This is a genomic window from Bacillus sp. FJAT-49711 (assembly GCF_018343715.1).
Lineage (GTDB): Bacteria > Bacillota > Bacilli > Bacillales > Bacillaceae_C > Lederbergia.
On sequence record NZ_JAGYPL010000004.1, the window covers coordinates 205,835 to 225,708 of the forward strand.

Below are 19,874 nucleotides of genomic sequence, written 5' to 3' on the forward strand. Positions count from 1 at the left end.
ATAAAACTTCCAGGTTCAATGACCCTAAATATTATATGTGTTATCTTATGCTGTTTCTTTTCTTTTTTGAAACCAGATTAGTACTGAGCCTAAAAGAATAAATATAACACCAATTATTAGGAAATTCATCATATGTGTGGACGTATTTGGTAGTACATTACCAGATTCAGATTCAGTTATAGGTCGAGTTCCTGGCTTACTTCCAGAAACAATTTCAGATTCAGTTTTAGGTCCAGTTCCCGGCTCATTTTCAGAATCAATTTCAGATTCAGTCCCCGTTCCATCTGTAGCTTCTTCTTCCTCAAATACAGCATACGTACTAAAGTGGTTTGTTTCAGCTGTAACGAAGCCGTTTGAGTAAGATCCTCCTATATTTTCCCATTCTTTCGTTTCTGGATTAAAGTACCACACTTTCATATTTTCATCATTCTTTACTTTGGATTTATCTACCGTGAACATAAGAGTAACAGGCTCTGAAAAGTTAGAAATGTTCCCTTCATCCGTTTCAATCGTAAAGTCATAAACAGCCGATAGTGCACCTTTTTCAGGTTTTTTCCTTTCCATTAATATCTTAACGTCCTTACCATTTCCTAAAAGATGAGCTGGTATTTTGACAGCAGCATCTCCCTTATTGATTTCAACAGTTATGTTATTTTCTTGTAACATTTTAATTTGCGCAGAAGTTAAGCTTACATGTGCCTCTTGCTGATCTTTTAAATCAATCTGCAATACTCCGTTTTCCCCTACACTATTAATATCGTCGTAGGAAATAGTCGCAACATTACCAGTAATTGTTGGTTTAATCGTGGTTTGTTGCGAAGTCTTTATTTCTTCAGGTTTCACATTAAGCGTCTTTGTAATGACGTGACTTCTATTTATTAATCCAAATTCCAACTGAATGCCAACTTCATACTTCTTTCCTTTTTCTAAACCAGTAAACGTATACTCAGTGTCTTTTAAGTCATGGAATGTCTTAACTTGTTTACCATCCAAGGATAATCTGATTTCATAATACCCATTTCCAAATGATAAATGTTTTTCAGAAATGTCCCATTCCACCGAGATTGTGTCTTTTGTTACTTTTTTAGTGATAAGAACAACAATTGCATCATGCAAAACAATAGCGTCTTTCTTCATTAACGCTTGAACGATTTGAATTGCAGGAGAACCTTGGTTTAAATTTAACGGATTTTTCTCGATATTTACATAATTTAATTTTGGCAGTATTGATAAAACTTCAATGTTAGTAACTTTATTATTTGACACATCTACACTCTGTAAATTAGATAATTTCCCTAACTTGCTAATATCACTAATATTATTATCATTTAACATAATGGAGGTTAAATTCTTGATGTTTGCAAGCGGGGATACATCCGACACTTTATTTCCTGATAAATATAACTCTTTCAAATTCGTTAATTTTGCTAAGCCCGAAAGATTAGAAAGTTCATTATTAGAAGCGTCTAAAACCTCTAACTTTGTTAACTTACCTATCGCCGAAAGGTCTGTTACACTATTTCCCGCCATTCTTAACATTTTTAAACTTGTTAATTTACCTATACTTGAAAGATCCGAAACTCCATTATTACTAATGTCAAGAGACTCTAGCTTTTTAAGTTGGGCAAGAGGGGTAAAATCCTTTATGCTACTATTTCCTAGACTTAAATAATTTAGGTTTTTTAAATATTCTATCCCCGAGAGGTCAGAAATTCCTCTTGATGAATATAGATCTGTGATGGTTAATAAATCTTCTTCAGTTATATTTTCCCACTTGCCCAAGACCCCATAAATAGCTTGTGCTAAGTTTTCATCATTAAATTTTATACCTGTATCTTCTATACCTTCTGAATCTGATGTGCCTTCTATCTCTTCAGTGATATTCGAGTCTACTATGTCTGTACTAGGTTCAAGATCCTCCGCAACTTCAGTATTTACTTGATCTGCAGCATTTGTTCCTTCTTCATTCGCATTAATGGATTTCGCAGTAAATCCAAACTGTACAATAAACCCTATAGTTAATACTAGAATAAATAATTTTGTTTTCTTCAAACGTATTACCTCTTTCGACATCAAATTTTATCTTTTCTTATAGATTTCTATAACAAAATTGCTGTACCAGGTCTATAGACTTGGTTCTTAGGCACATTTGTTAAAAAGTATAGCCTTAATCCTTTCATAGAAAATGTAACTAAAGTCATGGTTTTCGATATTTTTTGACAAAAAAAAAGAGCCTGATGGCCCATTGATCTTAAAAAACACACAGGAGAGGACTTAACTCATCATCCCAAGCCCCTTGGCAACGACCGTAGCTTGAACTCTATTTTTTACTTGCAGCTTGCCAAATATGTTAACGACATGGTTTTTAACTGTTCCTTCAGACAACTTATAATTGACAGCAATGTCCTTATTAGACATGCCCATACATATTAATCGCAATATTTCTAATTCCCTTTTTGTCAAAGGTTCAATAAAGGGAGGAGATGTTGCCGATGAAGTTACTTCTACTTTTTCCTTTTCGGCGGCTCTTTCCTCTGTGAAGATTCTTTCAAGTGTTTTAGCAAGCCTTTCTTGAGAAAGGGGCTTTACGATGTAATCATAGGCATACACATCAAAAGCGGGTAAAGCATATTCCTTATGAGAAGTTATAAAGATCAGCTTAATTTGCAAGTCCCTCTCCCTTAACCTTCTTGCAAAGTCAATGCCATTCTCCCAAGGCATACTAATATCAATAAATACGACGTCGACTTTATTATTCTGCAGAAAAGAAAATGCAGGTATCGTATCATTAAAACTACCTATGATTTCAACATTATTAATCTTGCCCAGCATTCGTTTCATGATCAAGTGCATTGCCACTTCATCATCGATTATGACGACTTTCATCCTATAGACCTCCTTATGGCATGCCCGTCAGAGTGTTCGGTTCTTTCTGTGGGAGTTGGAGTCGAGAAATAAAAGGTGCTTCCATGTTTAGGGGAACTTTCGAACCACATTTCCCCTCCATTTATTTGAACAAACTCTTTGACTAGAGTAAGTCCGAGCCCAATACCTTTTTCGCCGGCTGTTCCGATTGAAGATACTGGATATGGTTTCTGTAACAATCCATTCATCTGCTCAGGATCAATTCCTTTACCGGTATCGATTATCGATATGATCACTTTATCTTCTGAATGATTAGCTTTAATATGGATACTTCCTTCATAATCTGTAAATTTTATAGCATTTGATAGAAGGTTCCTAATAATCAAATCAAGCATTTCCTTATCGGCGTACACGATCATATCATTATGTATATCAGAAGTGATGCTGATTCGTTTTCGCTCACTTTGTATGCGGAACAGACCTACATTTTTCTTGACGGCTTGAGATATGTTCCAAATAACTGGATTATATATCATCCCACCTTTTTGACTCCGAAACCAATCTAGTAAACTTTCAACTAGTGTAAACGTATTTTGAATTTGCTTTTCCATTTCAAATGTGATTTCATCGTGCTTATTTCCGCAGTCCCGCATTTCATCTTTCAAAATCTCCATTAAACTAACAAGTATCGTAAGTGGGTCACGAATATCATGAGCAATAACTGTGAACATTTTATCCTTAAAGGAATTCAGTTCGCTCAACTGCTTTGAATTGGCAAGTAGTTTCTCCTCTGTCAGGACTGCTTCCGTTATATCGTTTAACATTAGCATCCTTCCAACGCGCTTCCCTTTCTTATCATAAACATCCGTCATAGAAACTTGATAATATTTATGATCCTTTTGGTTTGTTATCTTTATTTTTCTTTCTATAGAAACCCTATTAGTGATGATTTCAATCATGTTTGGGTAGGGGGTAAATACTTGTGCAGCCGACCGGCCAATCACTTTCTTATCATGTAACTCTTTAAAGATCTGTATTGCGGAATGGTTAAAGCTTGAGATGCTATTATCTAGATTAAGTACAATAACAGCATCTTTCATCGATTCAAACACCTTTTTTAATGCATGAGGGACTAATTTCATCATGTTGAATTGATAAATTCCCCACATAAAGAATATACCCAAAAAAAGAAATCCAAATGGAGAGATATCGATAGGAGTGCTCAGAATTCCACTTAAGTATAAAAGTGTAATACCGTAAGGCCCACATGACCCTATCATGATTAAAACCACCTGTTTCTTCATATGGACGGACGCTTTTAGGTACATCCAGAATAACAGTCCCATCCCTACAAAAAACAAAATGTAAGAATAGGAGACATGGAGTATATAAAATGGACCGGCAGTCGATGAAACCAGTGGGAATCCTTCTGAATTGTCAATCACCATATCGCTGTAAAACAAATGATGCCATTCGTTTGTATAATGACTTGCAAATGTAAGAAATGGAACAATCGCCAGTAATAAAAAAATCCATTTTTGAAGAAACTTTCTATAGTTCGTATATTGCAAAACCATGATAAACCAGATAAATGTGCCAAACGAAATACCTATATACTCAACCTTAAGCCAAAAGCTTATTTGGTGCAGATTTGAACTCATTATTTCAAAGGCATATCCAAAGGAATAGAAGGCCCCTGCACACATACCAAAGAATAAGCTGACCGAAATAGGAAATTCTCTTTTTTTCCACGCGAGGTAAGCAATATATAGCAAACAACAAGTAATTGCCATTAGAAGGATAAATAAATACTGATTGTAGCTCATTCGTCAGTTACCTCCGCCTCACTTCATTTTTCATCTTTTTATATCTATTAATGATCCAGTAAAGTCTATATCATCCATGCTTCCTCACGGCTATTATGTGTAATGGCACTGTGTTTTGGAAATGGTATGAGTTTCAGGAATTGAATGTTCCTTTAATCTTAAAAGGCTTCATATCCTATTTTTTATTTCATTGTTGAAAAAAATCATTAAACTGCTCTTTTTGTATAAAAAGTCAAAGGTATACCTATGAAAACAGGTACACCTTCTGGAGTCTACTTTCCTTGGTAACTTGGCCACCTGGGCAAAAGTACTTTAGATCCTTAGCTTTACTTCCTTACCTTTCAATATCTTTGCCATTATATAGAAATTTCCTATAATTCATTATAACAAAATATTACAAACATCATAGATTATTGACCAAAAATACAACTTTTCAATAACTTTTTACCTAAAGCTTAGAAAAAATCATATTTTTATTGGAATATGTTATAGAATCGTCAATTTAGGATGGTTGATGAAATTTTAAAGAAAGAGACATCTATATTCTGGTGAAAAGTTAAACTTTGCCTTATTGGAGTTAATTCATCTACAGGATTTCGATATAGAGTTTCTATAAGGCTTTCCATTATTTATTATATTGATGACACCCAAACAGTCATGAATAAGATTTTGAAGGCTGATTGTATGGTGGATGGTGCGCGGATATATCAGGAGTTGATTTCTGGGAGTTTAAAAAACTTCACTCCTACTTGTATAAGCATGTTTCAGTCTGATTGGGACAAATATCCCGTTTAAAAAGCGAACCTATGATAGTACATCATCTTTAGGGACAACCGACTAATCTTAATTTCTAAGGAGGAGATGATGAATCCAGTAGTAGGTCTGGATGTTTCTAAAGGGGAGAGTCAAGTACAAGCATTCTTGGATAAGGGTAGACCTTTTCGTAAAAGTTTCAGTGTCTTTATTAAAATATAAAAAAAACCTTGAAACATCAAGGTTTTCAGAGCGGCCCCGACAGGAATCGAACCTGTGACGCACGGTTTAGGAAACCGACGCTCTATCCTCTGAGCTACGGAGCCATGTTGATATTTTATCGATCAATTCTTATAACGACCTTTATATTATACATGATGAAGAAATATAATGAAAGACTTTTGCTAGTTCATATTAAAGGATTCTATTCCACATTATTTGTTATGTTTTACATGATTTTCATATTTTTGACACAAAAAGAGATGGATGTTTATTATTCCACAAAATTCTTTTGATTAAATCTCAAAGTTACTCTATACTATTAGTAGTGTTTTAGATTATTAAATTATGAAATTTACTATAATTTTTAATATAAATATTTTTAGGGGGGATTTCACGTGCAACTTTGGACCTTTTTGGGATTAATGGCCATATTGGGTGTAGTTGGATATTTTATCATGTATTTTGTCAGTTCTTCTATGGATTCTAATGATGCAAATCAGATCGATGAAGTGCCTCAAAATAATTTCAACCAAAACTAATATATGAAATTAAACCTCCCACCTTTTTGGTGTTGGAGGTTTTTTGCTTTTTCTATACATATGATAACTATGAATACTTCCTTTTTTAGTGATTTACCGCTCCTTCATGCATATATTTTTAGTAGCACTGAGGAGGGGATGAAATGGAACTATTGATTACACTAGGACTTTTAGGTGTCATTGGATCAGTTTCTTATTTTTTCATGTATTCTTTAAGATCGGCAATGGATATGGACTCTATCACTAGGATTGAGAAGGTGCCGCCAAATGATATGAATAAAAAACGTTAAGGACGAAGTTGTCCCAGCCATAATAAAGGTGGGACAACTTTTTTTATTTAAAATTAATACTAATCATCTTCATTCGTGTCATTTCTCTTATTGCATACTTTACGCCTTCATGTCCGTAGCCTGAAGATTTTATTCCTCCATATGGCATATTATCAAAGCGTAATGTAGGGACGTCATTAATTAGGACCTGCCCCACTTCCAGTTCATGTGCAAAGCGAAAGGCTTGTTTCAAATTATTCGTAAAAACGCCTGCATTTAAACCATATTGGCTGTCATTCATTAGTTTTAACGCTTCATTTTCGTTTTCAACTTTGTTGACCATCACAACTGGGCCAAATACTTCTTCACATGCGACTTTTGCGCTTGATTTAACATCTGTAAGAACAGTAGGAAGAATACCGTTATCCTTCCTTTCCCCTCCGCAAAGCAGTTTCGCTCCCTCATTAACAGCTTCCTCCACCCATTCAAGAACACGTGCTTGTGATTTTTTATCAATCATTCCAGTGACAACTGTATCTTCATCCGTTGGGTCACCAAATATAAGCTTGTTTGTCTTTTCAACAAACCTCTCTAAAAACTTTTCCGCTAAGCTTTCATGAACATAAATTCTTTGCGTATGAATGCATACCTGGCCGTTGTAACTAAATGCTCCGGCAACTGCCTTCTCCACTATTTCTTCGAGATTCTCCTCTACTGATGCATCTATATAAAGGGCAGAATTACTACCTAATTCCAGTGTTATTCTTTTAAGTCCCGCTTTATTTTTAATTTCCTTTCCGACCTTTGGACTTCCCGTGAATGAAATCTTTTGAACTCGCTCATCTTCGAGCATGACTCCAACAAGAGCAGATCCATCTCCAGGTACAACATTTACCACTCCATCTGGCAGCCCGACTTTTGAAAAGAGTTCTGCTAGTTTCAGCGATGTTAGTGGAGTTTTTTCAGCAGGCTTTACAACGATTGTATTGCCCGATGCAATGGCAGGTCCGACTTTATGGACAACAAGGTTAAGCGGAAAATTAAAAGGCGTAACCGCTCCAATGACGCCTAACGGCTCGAATATCGTGTAAGCATCTCGACCCGCACCTCCAACCGCAGCTTCAAGTGGGATTACCTCCCCAGCAATCTTTTTAGCTTCTTCACCAGAAAATTGCAATGTTTGTACTGAACGGTCTACTTCCGATCGTGATGCAGAAATGGGCTTACCTGATTCAGCAGTAATTAACTTTGCAAATTCTTCCTTTTTTTCCGCAAGTAAACGGGCTGCGGCAAACAGAATATTAGCGCGATCGACTGCTGGCATTTTCTTCATTGTTTGAAAAGCTTCATGAGCGGATGCTACCGCCTTTGCTATATCAGCTGCTTGTCCTTCTCCTACTTCTGCGATCACTTCGTCATTGTAAGGGTTAGTCAGTTCATATGTTTTCTCCATATTTTCAAACTTTCCATCGATGAATACGCCTATTTTCATTTCATCCACCTCTCCTGCAATGTTGTTCCTTTTACTATAACAAAAGGAAATAAAAATCACACTGTTGACAAATCTGTTCATACTGTATATATTCATTAATAACAGTTATAACAGGCAGGTGATGAAATGAATGTCATTATTTCGAATAGTATTGAGCAGCCGATCTACATTCAAATAAAGGAACAAATTAAAGAGCAAATTTTACGAGGGGATTTAGCGGAAATATCTCCACTCCCTTCAATCCGTAAATTGGCAAAGGATTTGCAAATTAGTGTGATTACAACAAAACGCGCTTATGATGAATTGGAATTAGAAGGATTTATAGAAACTTTCCCCGGAAAAGGATCGTTCGTCGCCGCGCAAAATCACGAGTTTTTAAAAGAAAAACAATTAAAAATGATTGAAGAGAAGCTAAACGAGATTATTGATGACAGCAAAGCATTTGATATAGGTCTAGAGGAAATTATACAAATTTTAACTGTGTTGTATGAGGAGTGAGCAGTTTGGAAAATATCATTGAAATAAAAAACGTCCGTAAAAAAATTAAGGATTTCGAACTAAAAAATATTTCATTTGATTGTAAAAAAGGATACATCATGGGCCTAATTGGACCTAACGGAGCCGGCAAAAGTACGTTGATTCGCTGCTTAATGGATTTAATGAGGATTGACTCAGGAGAGGTAAAATTATTCGGTATGACTCATAAAGAGAATACGAAAGAAATAAAACAAAAAATTGGCTTTGTTTACGATGAAAGTCATTTTTATGATGATTTTTCAATAGAAAAAAACAAAAAAATCATTGCCCCCTTCTATCGTGATTGGGATGATCAAACTTTTTTAAACTATATAGAAAAGTTCAATTTACCTTTAAAGAAAAAAATAAAAACTCTTTCTAAAGGGATGAAAATGAAATTTGCCATCGCGATGGCTTTATCACACAATCCTGATCTAATTATTTTGGATGAACCTACAGCTGGCCTCGATCCAGTATTCAGAAGAGAAATGTTAGATATTTTACAAGAGATTATCCAAGACGAAAATAAATCCGTGTTCTTTTCCACTCATATTACAACCGATTTGGACCAGGTGGCGGACTATATAACTTTTATTAATAATGGTGAAATTGTATTTAGCAAGGAAAAGGATATTATTTTCGAGGAATATTTTTTATTAAAAGGTCCTGACTCATTAGCTAGTGAAGTGCCAAAAGTGAAGACTGTTGGTGGTAGAAAAACGGGAGTCGGTTTTGAGGCTCTTGTTAAAGGATTAGATCAAATTAATCAACAGCTTCTCAGTCAATTGCATGTAGAGCGGCCTTCCCTTGAAACGATTATGTACTATACCATTAGGGGAAATTTATTATGAAATCATTACTTTTAAAAGATTTATATACTCAAAAGTTATTTGCCTACTTTTTTCCTTTTCTATTACTATTTCCTTTTTACGTAAATTCAATAAATGCAGTAGGCAATTTTAGCTTTGTTGCTGTTTATGTCTCTTTTGTAGCCATTTGGATGTCCGTTTATTCGAACTTTGGAACTGCAGCGTTAAACAGAAGAGAACAAAAACTAATGTCGAGCCTTCCGGTTACAAGAAAAATGATCGTTCAGGCAAAATATAGTGGTGTCATTATGTGGTGGGTTATTGGATTAGTTAGTTACGGAACACTTGCTTTCTTTACATCAGTATTAATGGGAAATGCCTTCAGTTTTAATGGAATAACGGATTTAGTTATTTCACTTTTCGCTACTTTGGCAATAGTTTCCTTTTTTTATCCACTATATTTTTTAATAGGCTACCAAATATCTGCCTTTATAGCGATTTCTATCCCGATGGCCGTTTTTTTGGGAATAACCATCCTGTCAATGGGAAATGAAAATAGAGAAAATATATTGGTATCCATCATTCCTGCTGATCGACCGTTGATCTATTTTTCGATCATTCTGGCATGTATCATCATAAGCTTTTGTTCTTATAAATTGTCAGTTTTGATTTTTGAAAAGAAAGACTTGTAAAGGGGGCAGCTCCATGATTCAATTAGTCAAAGCAGATATAAAGAGTATTAAAATACAGGATTACTTTATACTTGTCCCTTTTGTTTTTATACTCGCTTTCCTTGCAAATCCTGGTTTTACATCTCCATTTTATATGTGGATTTTCTATTTTACACTTGGGGTTTTTAGTATTTTTGTCGATCGGAAAAGACAAGAAAAAGTTCTGCCTGTTATGATGAGCATACCAATTACGAGGAAGGAATTCGTCGGAGCTAAATATTTGCTCGCCATCGTATGGTTTTTTCTATCATCCATCGGCGCTGCCCTCATTGCATTGATATTTGATTGGAAAATGGACTTTTTTAACTTTAATGAATGGATCACCGTGTTTTTATTCGTTTTATTGTTTTTAGCTATTTTTCTGCCACTTGGACTACTTTTTAAAACAGCAAGTTTCTATATGACTTTTATTCTTATTTTCATTATCACGATTAGAGAAACATTTGGGGCACATTCAATCCAATTTCATCCCATCATGTTATTATCGATTATTCTTTTCTGCCTTTCCTATCTTATTACTGTAAAAATATTTGAACGGAAAAATATTTAGCTTTTTATGTGGAGGCCAGTGAATCTGTCTCCTTTTTTTTCGAAATTGGAGTTAAGGTTTTAATAAGCATCTATTTATAAAGGAATTATAATTTAGCTGATACACGTCTTATCGCACGGGATATTTTGGGACAAAACAAGCACATTGAAAAATCCGTAGATATTTTTTATTCCCACGAGATTTTTTAGGTATATTGTTAAGATTTTTATAATTATATTAACAAATTGGTATATTGGACTACGAAACTTTATGATATGATAATTTCTTGGAAGTCATATAGAAAGGGAATCGTATGATGAAAAAAACGAATTTATTTGCTGATTCCAGTCTTCTTCTCATTGCGTTTGTTTGGGGAGCGACTTTTGTTCTCGTTCAAAATGCCATTGCTTTTTTAGAACCGTTTTCTTTTAATGGGATCCGATTTTTGATTGCCGCTATCCTCCTTGGAGTTTGGTTTTTGCTTTTTGAAAAAAAGCAATTACAGTATTTAGATAAAAAGCTATTGGTCTCGGGCTTTATTCTAGGAATTTGGCTGTTTTTAGGGTATGCCTTTCAAACGATGGGGCTACTATATACATCATCTTCTAAAGCTGGATTTATTACTGGATTAAGTGTTGTATTAGTTCCTCTTTTTTCATTTTTTATACTTAAATTTAAGCCCGGATTAAATGCTATTATCGGTGTTTCTGTTGCAACAATCGGATTATATTTATTAACGATGACCGATTCTGTTTCACTTAATATTGGAGATGGATTTGTTTTTCTCTGTGCGATTGCATTTGCATTACATATTATTTTTACAGGAAAATATAGCAAGAAATATCCATCCCTCCTTTTGACGCTTATTCAAATTTCCACTGTATCAATTTTATCGATCATTTTTGCTTTTTTAACGGAAGACTGGCGCCTAGCCATTCAACCTGAAGTGTTGTTTAAAGGCAATGTATTGGCGGCTTTAATCATTACTTCGGTTTTTGCCACCGCTCTAGCTTTTCTAGCTCAAACGAGTGTTCAAAAATATACAACTCCAACTAGGGTCGCTTTAATTTTTGCAACAGAACCCGTTTTTGCTGCAGGAACAGCGTATTTGTGGGCGGATGAACGTCTTTCTTATAGTGCACTTTTTGGTTGTTTACTTATTTTTGTAGGAATGATCTTTGCCGAAATGCCGTTAATCAAGAAACCACGTATTTCTAAAACGGAAAAATTGAAAAAAGGTGCATAGTTTCCCACATTTTTACTCATCTTAATATCGAGATGAATCTTTAAAGAGGTGATTTTGATGAGTAAAAGTAAACAAAACCGAGACGCAAAAGATGGAGGCAACGCACGCGGGAAGCTAGCTCCTAGTGTTAATCCTCAAGGATATGGACAAGATACAGAATTTTCACAAGAACCAAAAACCAAACTTGAAAATGCAGCTAAAAAGAAAAATACGAAATGAATTAAAAGAGATGCGTAATCCTAACTAAGGATAACTAGTCCAGAAGATAGATTTCATTTTCCAAAAAATTGGATATAATCATAACAAGCAGAACATAAATTAATAAATCGCTTCGGTGCGCTAACATATAAACGGCCACGCGATAGTTGATTCCCTTCTTGGGGAGCAGCACAAACGTAGGAAAACCGCCAAAGTGGGGAAAAACTCAGTGGCGGTTTTAGTCTTTTTTATGAAAAGACAATATAGCTATGACCATATTGAAAATAAAATCATATTCGTTTGTGATTATATACTGTTATATGGCACAGAGAAACCTTGTCTATCGCTTCATTTACTATATCAAAAGTACAGAACTTTATAAAAGTAAGTTCATAATTATAAAACAATTCTTGAAGGTTTTTTTCTTATTTACTTTGATAATATAATATTACTTTATCACTTTCTTCATGGACTTTATTCCCTTCTGAATAAATGCCTCCCCTTCTTAATTGACCATATCCTGTTACAGGCTCCTTTGTTCCATCGATGCTTGGATCAACATATTCATGAAACCAATTTACCAAATCGCTTTTCATTTTCTTAATGTTATCCAAGTATTCACTTTGGCCATACAGATTCTCACTTTCCTCTGGGTCCTCTGCCAAATTATAAAATTCATGTGGACCATACGGATATCGATGAATGTATTTCCATTGTTTGTTTCGAATCATGCGCACTGGCCCATATTCATCATAAATATATATATTTTTATCTTCTTCCACACTCTCACCTTTTAAAGTTTCTGCAAAGCTTTTACCTGGAAGCCGGTTATAATTTGAAATATCAATATTTAAATAGTCTAAGATCGTTGGGAACACATCATATTGGCTGACTAATTGTTCACTGACTACTCCTTGTGGAATTTCAGTTGGGTGCGAAACAATAAATGGAACTTTTACTGAAGTATCAAACATATTTTGTGGAAAAGTCCCATTACCTTTACCCCATATACCATGATGGCCCATATTCATCCCGTTATCTGATGTAAAAATAATAACAGTACTCTCGATCAAGCCGTTTTGTTCAAGATAGTCCATGATTCGCCCAACATTATCATCCATCGCAGTGATGGAAGCATAATATCCACGCAATAAATCTTTTCTAGTTTCTCCAGTTCCATGTGGTGCAGTATTAACTTGCCATGGGTGAATAGGTAAATCAGGCAAAACATTAAACTCACAATCTCTATACATCTCAATATATTCCTTCGGATGATTCCCTTCGTCCCATGGGCTATGAGGTGCTGTGTAATGTACACCTAAGTAAAAAGGCTGATCTTCCTGACTCAATTCTTCTAAAAAATCAATCGCTTTATCAGTAATCACATCAGTAATATATTTTTTCTCAAAGTAAATGTTCCCTTCGTACACCATATCACCGTTATAATATTCACAGCCGCCGCGTGCAATGGTAAACCATTTTGAAAATCCTTGTTGAGGATTCACACTGTCTCCTAAATGCCACTTCCCTGAAAGTGCGCAAGTATAACCATTTTTAGATAGCACATCCGTATATGTGACTTGATCCTTCAAATACTCAATTGCTGAGTGTTCACTAGCGAATATTGGATTATCCTTTAGTTCATGGTATTTCTCGATATCGATATTCCCGCCTCGCAACCAATCTTGAACCCCATGTGCAGACGGTATATTACCGGTCATTAATGAAGCTCTTGCTGGTGAACACACTGGTGAAGTACAAAAGAAGTTTTCAAATCTAACACCATTTTCGGCTAATCGGTCTATATTCGGTGTATGTAAATCTGTAGTACCTGCACAATTTAATGCCCAGGCCCCTTGATCATCGGTGAGGATAAATAATATGTTCGGTTTTTTCAAGTTGCTGCCTCCTTTTATAATATATCTGTTATGTTAAAGGTTCCTACTCAAGCATTTAGTAGGAACCTTTTTATATAAAACTAGCATTAACAGATGCCCACACTACCTATGAAATATTGTTCAACTTATTACTTTTGCCCTTTATATGCTATATTTACGGCTTCTAACACCTTATTGCCACCTTGGTTCCTCCACTTTTCAGATAACTCTTTAATACCACTGTCAATATCTTTTTTACCAGTGATCATATCAATAAAATATTGATTAAAAATCTCATCAAGAATACTCTTATTTTCAATTTCTTCATCCGTTGTTAAGTTGACGAGATTAGGTACCATATTTTCCGTGGCAATTTCTACTGATTCTTTAGCACGATCAGCTTGTGGTTCTGTTTGTGGCAAGTAATTTTCTGTTAATGGCCAAACAACGCTTCCCCAAGCTAATGGATGGGACCAGCCGTTGGAAGAAAAACCGTCCTTTTCACGTTCTTCCTCGTTATAAATTATTTTGTCGCCCTCTTTTGTATAGTGCACTCCTTCTATACCTAATTTTAGCAAATCGCGTCCTTCATCTGATAACATGAATTCGATGAATTTTACAGCTTTTTCAGGATTTTTTGCATTCTTAGTCACTGCAGTGAACAAACCAGATTTAGGTGATGGATTCATTCCTTTTTCACCATTAGACCCTGCAGGTGGAGCCATAAAACCAAGTTTTCCTTTAGAATCTACTTTTTGTAAGTTCGTTTCAAGGCGATTTACATGTCTAAACAATGGTGCTTCCATAAAAGCTACTTTTCCTTGATAAAATTTTTGCTCGCGTTGTTGAGAATCGTTCAACAGAAATTCTATATCTAGCAATTTTTCATCCCATAATTTCTTTAGAAACTCCATACCTGGTTTAAATGATGAATGTTCAAAAAACGGAACTACTTCACCTGCATCGTTTAAAACATAATCTCCATGTGGTAAACCGTTTGCAAAGAATATAAAATTGAATCTGCTATCTTTTTGGGCTGTTAAGCCGTAAGTATCGGCCTTTCCATTACCATCAAGATCTTTCGAAGCTATTAACTTCATTGCTTCATAAAATTCATCCAATGTTTTTGGCGGTTCAACACCAAGTTCTTCTAACCAATCAGCACGGTAAGTAATGGCTGCATTTGCTCTTTCTTCAATAAAAGGATATCCGTAATATTTACCATCAACACTTGTCCACTCTAAATTTTTTAATTTTTCGCTAACCGTTGGCATCTCTGATAAATAATCATTAATTGGTATTAGAATACCTTCATTAATCCACTGTTTTAAAGTTGGAGATGGATAATTGATTGTAACGACGTCGGGCAAATCTCCACTCGCAATAGCTACGTTAATTTTTTCAAATCCTCCCTCAGGGACAAACTGTACTTCAAGATCAATACCTAACTTCTTATTAATTTCTGCAATAATACGGTTGTCCGGTTGAATGGCATTTGCAGCATTATCACCCGGTGTTAAGAAAACAAGTTTGTTATCCTCACTTTCTTTACTATTGCCTTTTGATGACTTATTACATCCAGCCATTGCAGAGACGATTATAATAATAAAAACAAAACTTATCCATAATTTGTTGTTTAACATAAAGATCCTCCAGATACTATAATATTAGATTTTTTTCTTACTCTTTTACAGCTCCTAAAGTAACCCCTTGCATAAAATATTTTTGAAAAAACGGATAAATCATTAATACCGGGATAGTAGTGATCATGATCGTTGCCATTTTAATAGACTGACCAAGAAGAAGTGGATTATCTCCTCCGGACTGAAATGAACTTTCACTTTCGATTAACATTGACCTTAAAAATAATTGAAGTGGCCAAATATCCCTATTTGTCACATACATAACAGCTGTGAAAAAATCATTCCATCTAGTCACTGCATAGAACAGTGCAATCGTGAAAATAACTGGTAAGGACAAAGGTATGACTATACGGAATAAAATACCGAAATCACTGCATCCATCTATTTTGGCAGATTCCTCTAAGCTTTCAGGGATCGATTGAAAAAAGCTGCGCATAATAATTAAATTGTATGTTTGGATTGCATTTGGAATCATCATAGACCAGATTGTATTCGTTATACCTAATTCACGAACTACTATATAAGTTGGAATAAGCCCCCCACTAAACATCATTGTAAAAACAATGGCAAACATGATAAGGCGGCCACCAGGAATATTTTTTTTCGATAATACATACGCAGCTAGGGTAGTCGCAAACATACTAATGGCTGTCCCTAAAATCGTAATGGTTGCACTGACTCCGTACGATTTCCACAGTTGCTCCATCTTTACTAAATATTGATATGCTTCAAACGTAATCTGCTTCGGATACAAATGCAGGGTAGTCGCTACGCTTTCTTTCATTGGAGTAATAGAAACAATAAGCGCATCCCAGAACGGATACAATGTGACTAAAGCAATTGCACTTAAAAAAATATAATTAAATACATCAAATATTCTACTTCCAAAGCTTGTTCGAACCACTAATATCTTCCTCCCCTAGTAAACACCCTGTTGCCCCATCCTTCTAGATAACTGATTAGCAAGTACGAGAAGTGTAAAATTAATGATTGATTTAAATAAACCAACAGCAGCAGCCAAACTAAAGCGGCCCTCAGTTAAACCAATACGATAAACATAAGTATCAATAATATCAGACACGTTATAAACGCCTGGATGATATAAAATAAAAATTTGTTCAAAACCTGCTTCCATTAAGTTACCGATTCTTAAGATTAGCAATATGATGATTGTTGCACGAATGCTTGGAAGAGTAATATGCCATATTCTTTTCCAACGATTGGCTCCATCCATTATGGCTGCCTCATATAATTGAGGATCTACACCAGCAAGAGCGGCCATAAAAATGATGGTATTCCAGCCAAATTCCTTCCAAATCATCGACCACACTAATGTACTTCGAAAATAACTTTCATCCGTTAAAAAACTTATTGGCTTCCCACCGAACAAACGAATAATATCATTGACAATTCCACTATCAATTGATAAAAGACTTATTAGTAAACCACCCATAATAACCCAGGAAATAAAATGAGGGATGTAAATAATCGTTTGAACTGTCCTTTTAAATAATGTTTTCCTAACTTCATTTAATAGTAGAGCTATGATCAATGGAAATGGAAAACCAAAAACAAGGCGATACAAACTAATTACCAAGGTATTCCAAAACACTTGCCAAAACTTATCAAGCTGAAACAGGTAAGTGAAATGATCGAATCCAGCCCAGCTACTTCCTAATATTCCATCGGTGAAATTATAGTTTTTAAATGCTATCAAAACACCGTACATCGGATAATAATGAAAAATGAAGTAATAGGCTAATGCGGGAACTAGCATTAGATACATGTAACGAAAAGAATACATTTTTGCCCATACTCTCTTTTTCTTTATTAAGTCCGTGTTCTTTCTAGTTGTAATAGGTATTTGAGTTTGCATAAAAAATACCATCCCCTCCTTCATAAAAGTGTAAAAAATGTGGAAGCACTTTCATGTTAAGAGAAGATGGTCTTAGAGACTAGATTAATATTTTTTGTTTGGTATCATTTTTTATTTTTCTATAGGTAACATTTTTTATGATTGGTATTATTTATTCACTTTGACTGGTAGCGCTTTCCAAAAAACTCTGCTTTCGATACTCAGTAGGAGTAAGCCCCGTATGTTTTTTAAAGTTCCTAATAAAATTTTGTTTGTGGCCAAAGCCAGTTTCGGAAGCAATATCTACTATATTTTTAGAAGTTGCTTTTAGCATAGTCATTGCCTCTTTTAAGCGAATATCCAATAAATAATCACTGAAATTCTTACCAGTCACATCTTTAAACAACTTAGATAAATAATGACTATTCATATAGACAATATCTGATAAAATCTGAAGACTAATTGGTTCACGAAAATGATTATGAATATATTCAGTTAATGTGTTAATGACTTCCACATTTTTATTTTCTCGTTTGTCTTGTAGATTAGATGAGATATTCATCATCACTTCTTCGAACCAAATTTGAATTTCATCCAAATTTTGAAGCTTTTCGAATTCAACATATAAACTATCATACTCATTTTCTTTATTCCCGATTAGTTCAACACTTATAATTGCAAGTGAATTAAGTAAGTGCGTTAAGATCATTTTTTTATTTATATACCCAAATTGAGTATCATTTTTAAGCTTTGAAATCATATTTTCTTTAATTTGACAAGCCTTCTCGATATTACCCGCTTTTAACTCATTCTCAATGGATTCTATCATTTTTCGATATTCAATAAGTTCATTGCGATTTAGGTGATTTATTTGAATTTCGTTAAATGATAATATACTTCCTTCCCCTGCTAGCCATTTATATACAAGTGCTTCTTTCGCTTCAGTATAGGAAAGTGATATTTCTGATAGCCCTTTATATTTTCCTCCAATGCCAATCGAGATAGAAGCCATTGGAAATTGGTCATTAATCATTTTTTTCATATATAGAGCCATTTCTTTGATTGTTTCTGAATTCAAAGAATCGGAATTCATTATTATCACATCCTGTTTATGAAAATCACTTATATACACTCCTCCACCGTATTTTCCCATTATTTCTTCACACAATGATCGAAGTTTGTAATGGAATAAATCTATAACCTGCTGATCTTTATCAAATTTCGATATGTAATCGCTTCTTAAAACTAATACGATAAAATTCTTATGGAATAAATGTATTTTATAATGTTGAACTTGCTGAACAATCTCACTCTCAATTAGATTTGTCCCTGAAAGCAAATTTAATATGACGTGATCCCTAAGAATAAGTTCACTATTTTTAAATTTTATTTTGAATTCATTGTTCTCTTTAAACAAGTGGTCAATAGATGTACGAATAAAACTAAATTCATCTTTAATAGAATTATCAACAAATGAATTTTTATTTTTGTATAAGTCTTCTACAATTTTTCTTATAGGTTGGTAATGTTTACTTGAAACAAATATAATGAGCAGAATTCCTATTATTAGGGTGGTTAATGTAACTGAAAGGGTTATATATATAACCTCGCTTGATCTTTTCACTATCTCTTTATAAGGGTTTAAAGTAAGATAAATCCAACCATTTTTTGATTCTTGAAATGAAACTAATGTACTTGTACCATCAATATCTTCAATAAAGTAACCATGGTGATTAGCTTTAATCCGAGCTATATCCACTCTATCAAATTTCTTTAAAAAGATACTTTTATCTGTTGAAGATAGTACCTTTCCTTCGTTATCTAGTATCACGACATTTCCTAGCTTTTTATTGTTCGTATTAATGACCGCCTTATAAAGTACATCTTCTTTTAGATTAATAACAAGAATACCTTTCTTTTCTTGATTTGAAATAGGAAGACTTGTATAAAAGCTGATTACATTTTCTGATTTGCCATTTGAAGTTACTATTTTATTCGCTTTCCATTCTGTTCTATTATGATTATTAATAACATTTTGCAAATCTTTTTGGTCATGATACTCATTTAAACTAGTAATTCCTGAATTAGAGATAAATTTTTGATTAATGGAGCTATATAAAAGCATAGAATGAAGATATTTAGACGAAGTCAAACGGTCCGTAAAAAGAGCACTCGTATTTTTCAAAAATTCATATTCTTTTCTTAGATCCCAAGAAAATAAAACTGACTTGTTGATATCGCTGTTTAATGCTAGGGATAATGCTAATTGTTCTACTTCTCCCATAGCTTGAGTAACAATTTTCTCAGTCTGTCCAAGAAGTTCGCTGTTATGATCAAGTGCTTGTTCTTTTAATATGGAATTGGTATTTTGATATACAAGAAATCCAATTAGTAATGTGATTAATATTATGACGATCACCAAATGAGATAACAAACGAATATAAATGGTTTTTCTCATCTTCTTCCATCCTTGCTTCTCAAATTTTAAATTTTTTGCTTAAATT

General features: G+C 34.2%; 17 protein-coding genes, 1 tRNA gene and 1 riboswitch. Of the genes, 8 read left to right on the plus strand and 10 right to left on the minus strand.

Annotation, left to right across the window (positions count from 1 at the left end; genetic code table 11):
* Positions 1-45 precede the first annotated feature (45 nt).
* From KHA96_RS18680 to KHA96_RS18695, 4 genes are all read right to left on the minus strand, one after another.
* Entirely contained in the window at positions 46-2,052 is a 2,007-nt protein-coding gene (locus tag KHA96_RS18680) for a leucine-rich repeat domain-containing protein (protein WP_213130832.1), read from the minus strand.
* Between the two features lie 222 nt (positions 2,053-2,274).
* Complete coding sequence (locus KHA96_RS18685) at positions 2,275-2,886, minus strand: response regulator transcription factor (protein ID WP_213130833.1); 612 nt, start codon at positions 2,884-2,886, stop codon at positions 2,275-2,277.
* Positions 2,883-4,691 (minus strand): sensor histidine kinase, encoded by a 1,809-nt coding sequence (locus KHA96_RS18690; RefSeq protein ID WP_213130834.1) that lies wholly within the window; start codon positions 4,689-4,691, stop codon positions 2,883-2,885. Before KHA96_RS18690 ends, KHA96_RS18685 begins: the two co-directional genes overlap by 4 nt.
* Before the next feature lie 280 nt (positions 4,692-4,971).
* A riboswitch (cyclic di-GMP riboswitch) is annotated at positions 4,972-5,056 on the minus strand.
* A gap of 641 nt (positions 5,057-5,697) precedes the next feature.
* Positions 5,698-5,770, minus strand: a tRNA-Arg gene (locus KHA96_RS18695).
* Between the two features lie 291 nt (positions 5,771-6,061).
* Here KHA96_RS18695 and KHA96_RS18700 point away from each other — a divergent pair.
* Both KHA96_RS18700 and KHA96_RS18705 read left to right on the plus strand, forming a co-directional pair.
* Positions 6,062-6,205, plus strand: coding sequence for a hypothetical protein (locus tag KHA96_RS18700; protein WP_213131134.1), 144 nt, complete (start codon positions 6,062-6,064; stop codon positions 6,203-6,205).
* A 143-nt stretch (positions 6,206-6,348) separates the two neighbouring features.
* Positions 6,349-6,495, plus strand: a complete 147-nt coding sequence (locus KHA96_RS18705; protein WP_213130835.1) for a hypothetical protein — start codon at positions 6,349-6,351, stop codon at positions 6,493-6,495.
* Between the two features lie 43 nt (positions 6,496-6,538).
* Here KHA96_RS18705 and KHA96_RS18710 read toward each other — a convergent pair whose 3' ends face one another.
* A complete protein-coding gene (locus KHA96_RS18710) occupies positions 6,539-7,966 on the minus strand; it encodes an aldehyde dehydrogenase family protein (RefSeq protein WP_213130836.1) in 1,428 nt (475 codons plus the stop codon).
* Between the two features lie 126 nt (positions 7,967-8,092).
* Here KHA96_RS18710 and KHA96_RS18715 point away from each other — a divergent pair, with 126 nt between their 5' ends.
* The 6 genes from KHA96_RS18715 to sspL all read left to right on the plus strand — a co-directional run bounded on the left by KHA96_RS18715 (position 8,093) and on the right by sspL (position 12,016).
* Positions 8,093-8,464: a GntR family transcriptional regulator gene (locus tag KHA96_RS18715; RefSeq protein WP_213130837.1), complete on the plus strand. Its 372-nt coding sequence runs from the start codon at positions 8,093-8,095 to the stop codon at positions 8,462-8,464.
* A gap of 5 nt (positions 8,465-8,469) precedes the next feature.
* Positions 8,470-9,333 (plus strand): ABC transporter ATP-binding protein, encoded by an 864-nt coding sequence (locus KHA96_RS18720; protein ID WP_213130838.1) that lies wholly within the window; start codon positions 8,470-8,472, stop codon positions 9,331-9,333.
* The gene (locus tag KHA96_RS18725) at positions 9,330-9,983 is read left to right on the plus strand and encodes an ABC-2 transporter permease (protein ID WP_213130839.1); all 654 of its coding nucleotides are present in this window, start codon (positions 9,330-9,332) and stop codon (positions 9,981-9,983) included. Before KHA96_RS18720 ends, KHA96_RS18725 begins: the two co-directional genes overlap by 4 nt.
* 13 nt (positions 9,984-9,996) lie before the next feature.
* Positions 9,997-10,572 (plus strand): ABC-2 transporter permease, encoded by a 576-nt coding sequence (locus KHA96_RS18730; protein WP_213130840.1) that lies wholly within the window; start codon positions 9,997-9,999, stop codon positions 10,570-10,572.
* A 295-nt stretch (positions 10,573-10,867) separates the two neighbouring features.
* Positions 10,868-11,797 (plus strand): DMT family transporter, encoded by a 930-nt coding sequence (locus KHA96_RS18735; RefSeq protein ID WP_213130841.1) that lies wholly within the window; start codon positions 10,868-10,870, stop codon positions 11,795-11,797.
* 57 nt (positions 11,798-11,854) lie between these two features.
* A complete protein-coding gene (sspL, locus tag KHA96_RS18740; RefSeq protein WP_213130842.1) occupies positions 11,855-12,016 on the plus strand; it encodes a small, acid-soluble spore protein L in 162 nt (53 codons plus the stop codon).
* Between the two features lie 404 nt (positions 12,017-12,420).
* Here sspL and KHA96_RS18745 read toward each other — a convergent pair whose 3' ends face one another.
* From KHA96_RS18745 to KHA96_RS18765, 5 genes are all read right to left on the minus strand, one after another.
* Complete coding sequence (locus tag KHA96_RS18745) at positions 12,421-13,893, minus strand: sulfatase family protein (RefSeq protein WP_249315752.1); 1,473 nt, start codon at positions 13,891-13,893, stop codon at positions 12,421-12,423.
* Between the two features lie 128 nt (positions 13,894-14,021).
* Positions 14,022-15,515 carry an extracellular solute-binding protein gene (locus KHA96_RS18750; protein WP_213130843.1) on the minus strand — a complete coding sequence of 498 codons (1,494 nt, stop codon included), beginning with the start codon at positions 15,513-15,515 and terminating at the stop codon, positions 14,022-14,024.
* 37 nt (positions 15,516-15,552) lie between these two features.
* Positions 15,553-16,419: a carbohydrate ABC transporter permease gene (locus KHA96_RS23160; RefSeq protein WP_213130844.1), complete on the minus strand. Its 867-nt coding sequence runs from the start codon at positions 16,417-16,419 to the stop codon at positions 15,553-15,555.
* Positions 16,420-16,434: 15 nt separating this feature from the next.
* Positions 16,435-17,415, minus strand: a complete 981-nt coding sequence (locus KHA96_RS18760) for an ABC transporter permease (RefSeq protein WP_249315753.1) — start codon at positions 17,413-17,415, stop codon at positions 16,435-16,437.
* 127 nt (positions 17,416-17,542) lie between these two features.
* A complete protein-coding gene (locus tag KHA96_RS18765; RefSeq protein ID WP_213130845.1) occupies positions 17,543-19,828 on the minus strand; it encodes a helix-turn-helix domain-containing protein in 2,286 nt (761 codons plus the stop codon).
* Positions 19,829-19,874: the final 46 nt, after the last annotated feature.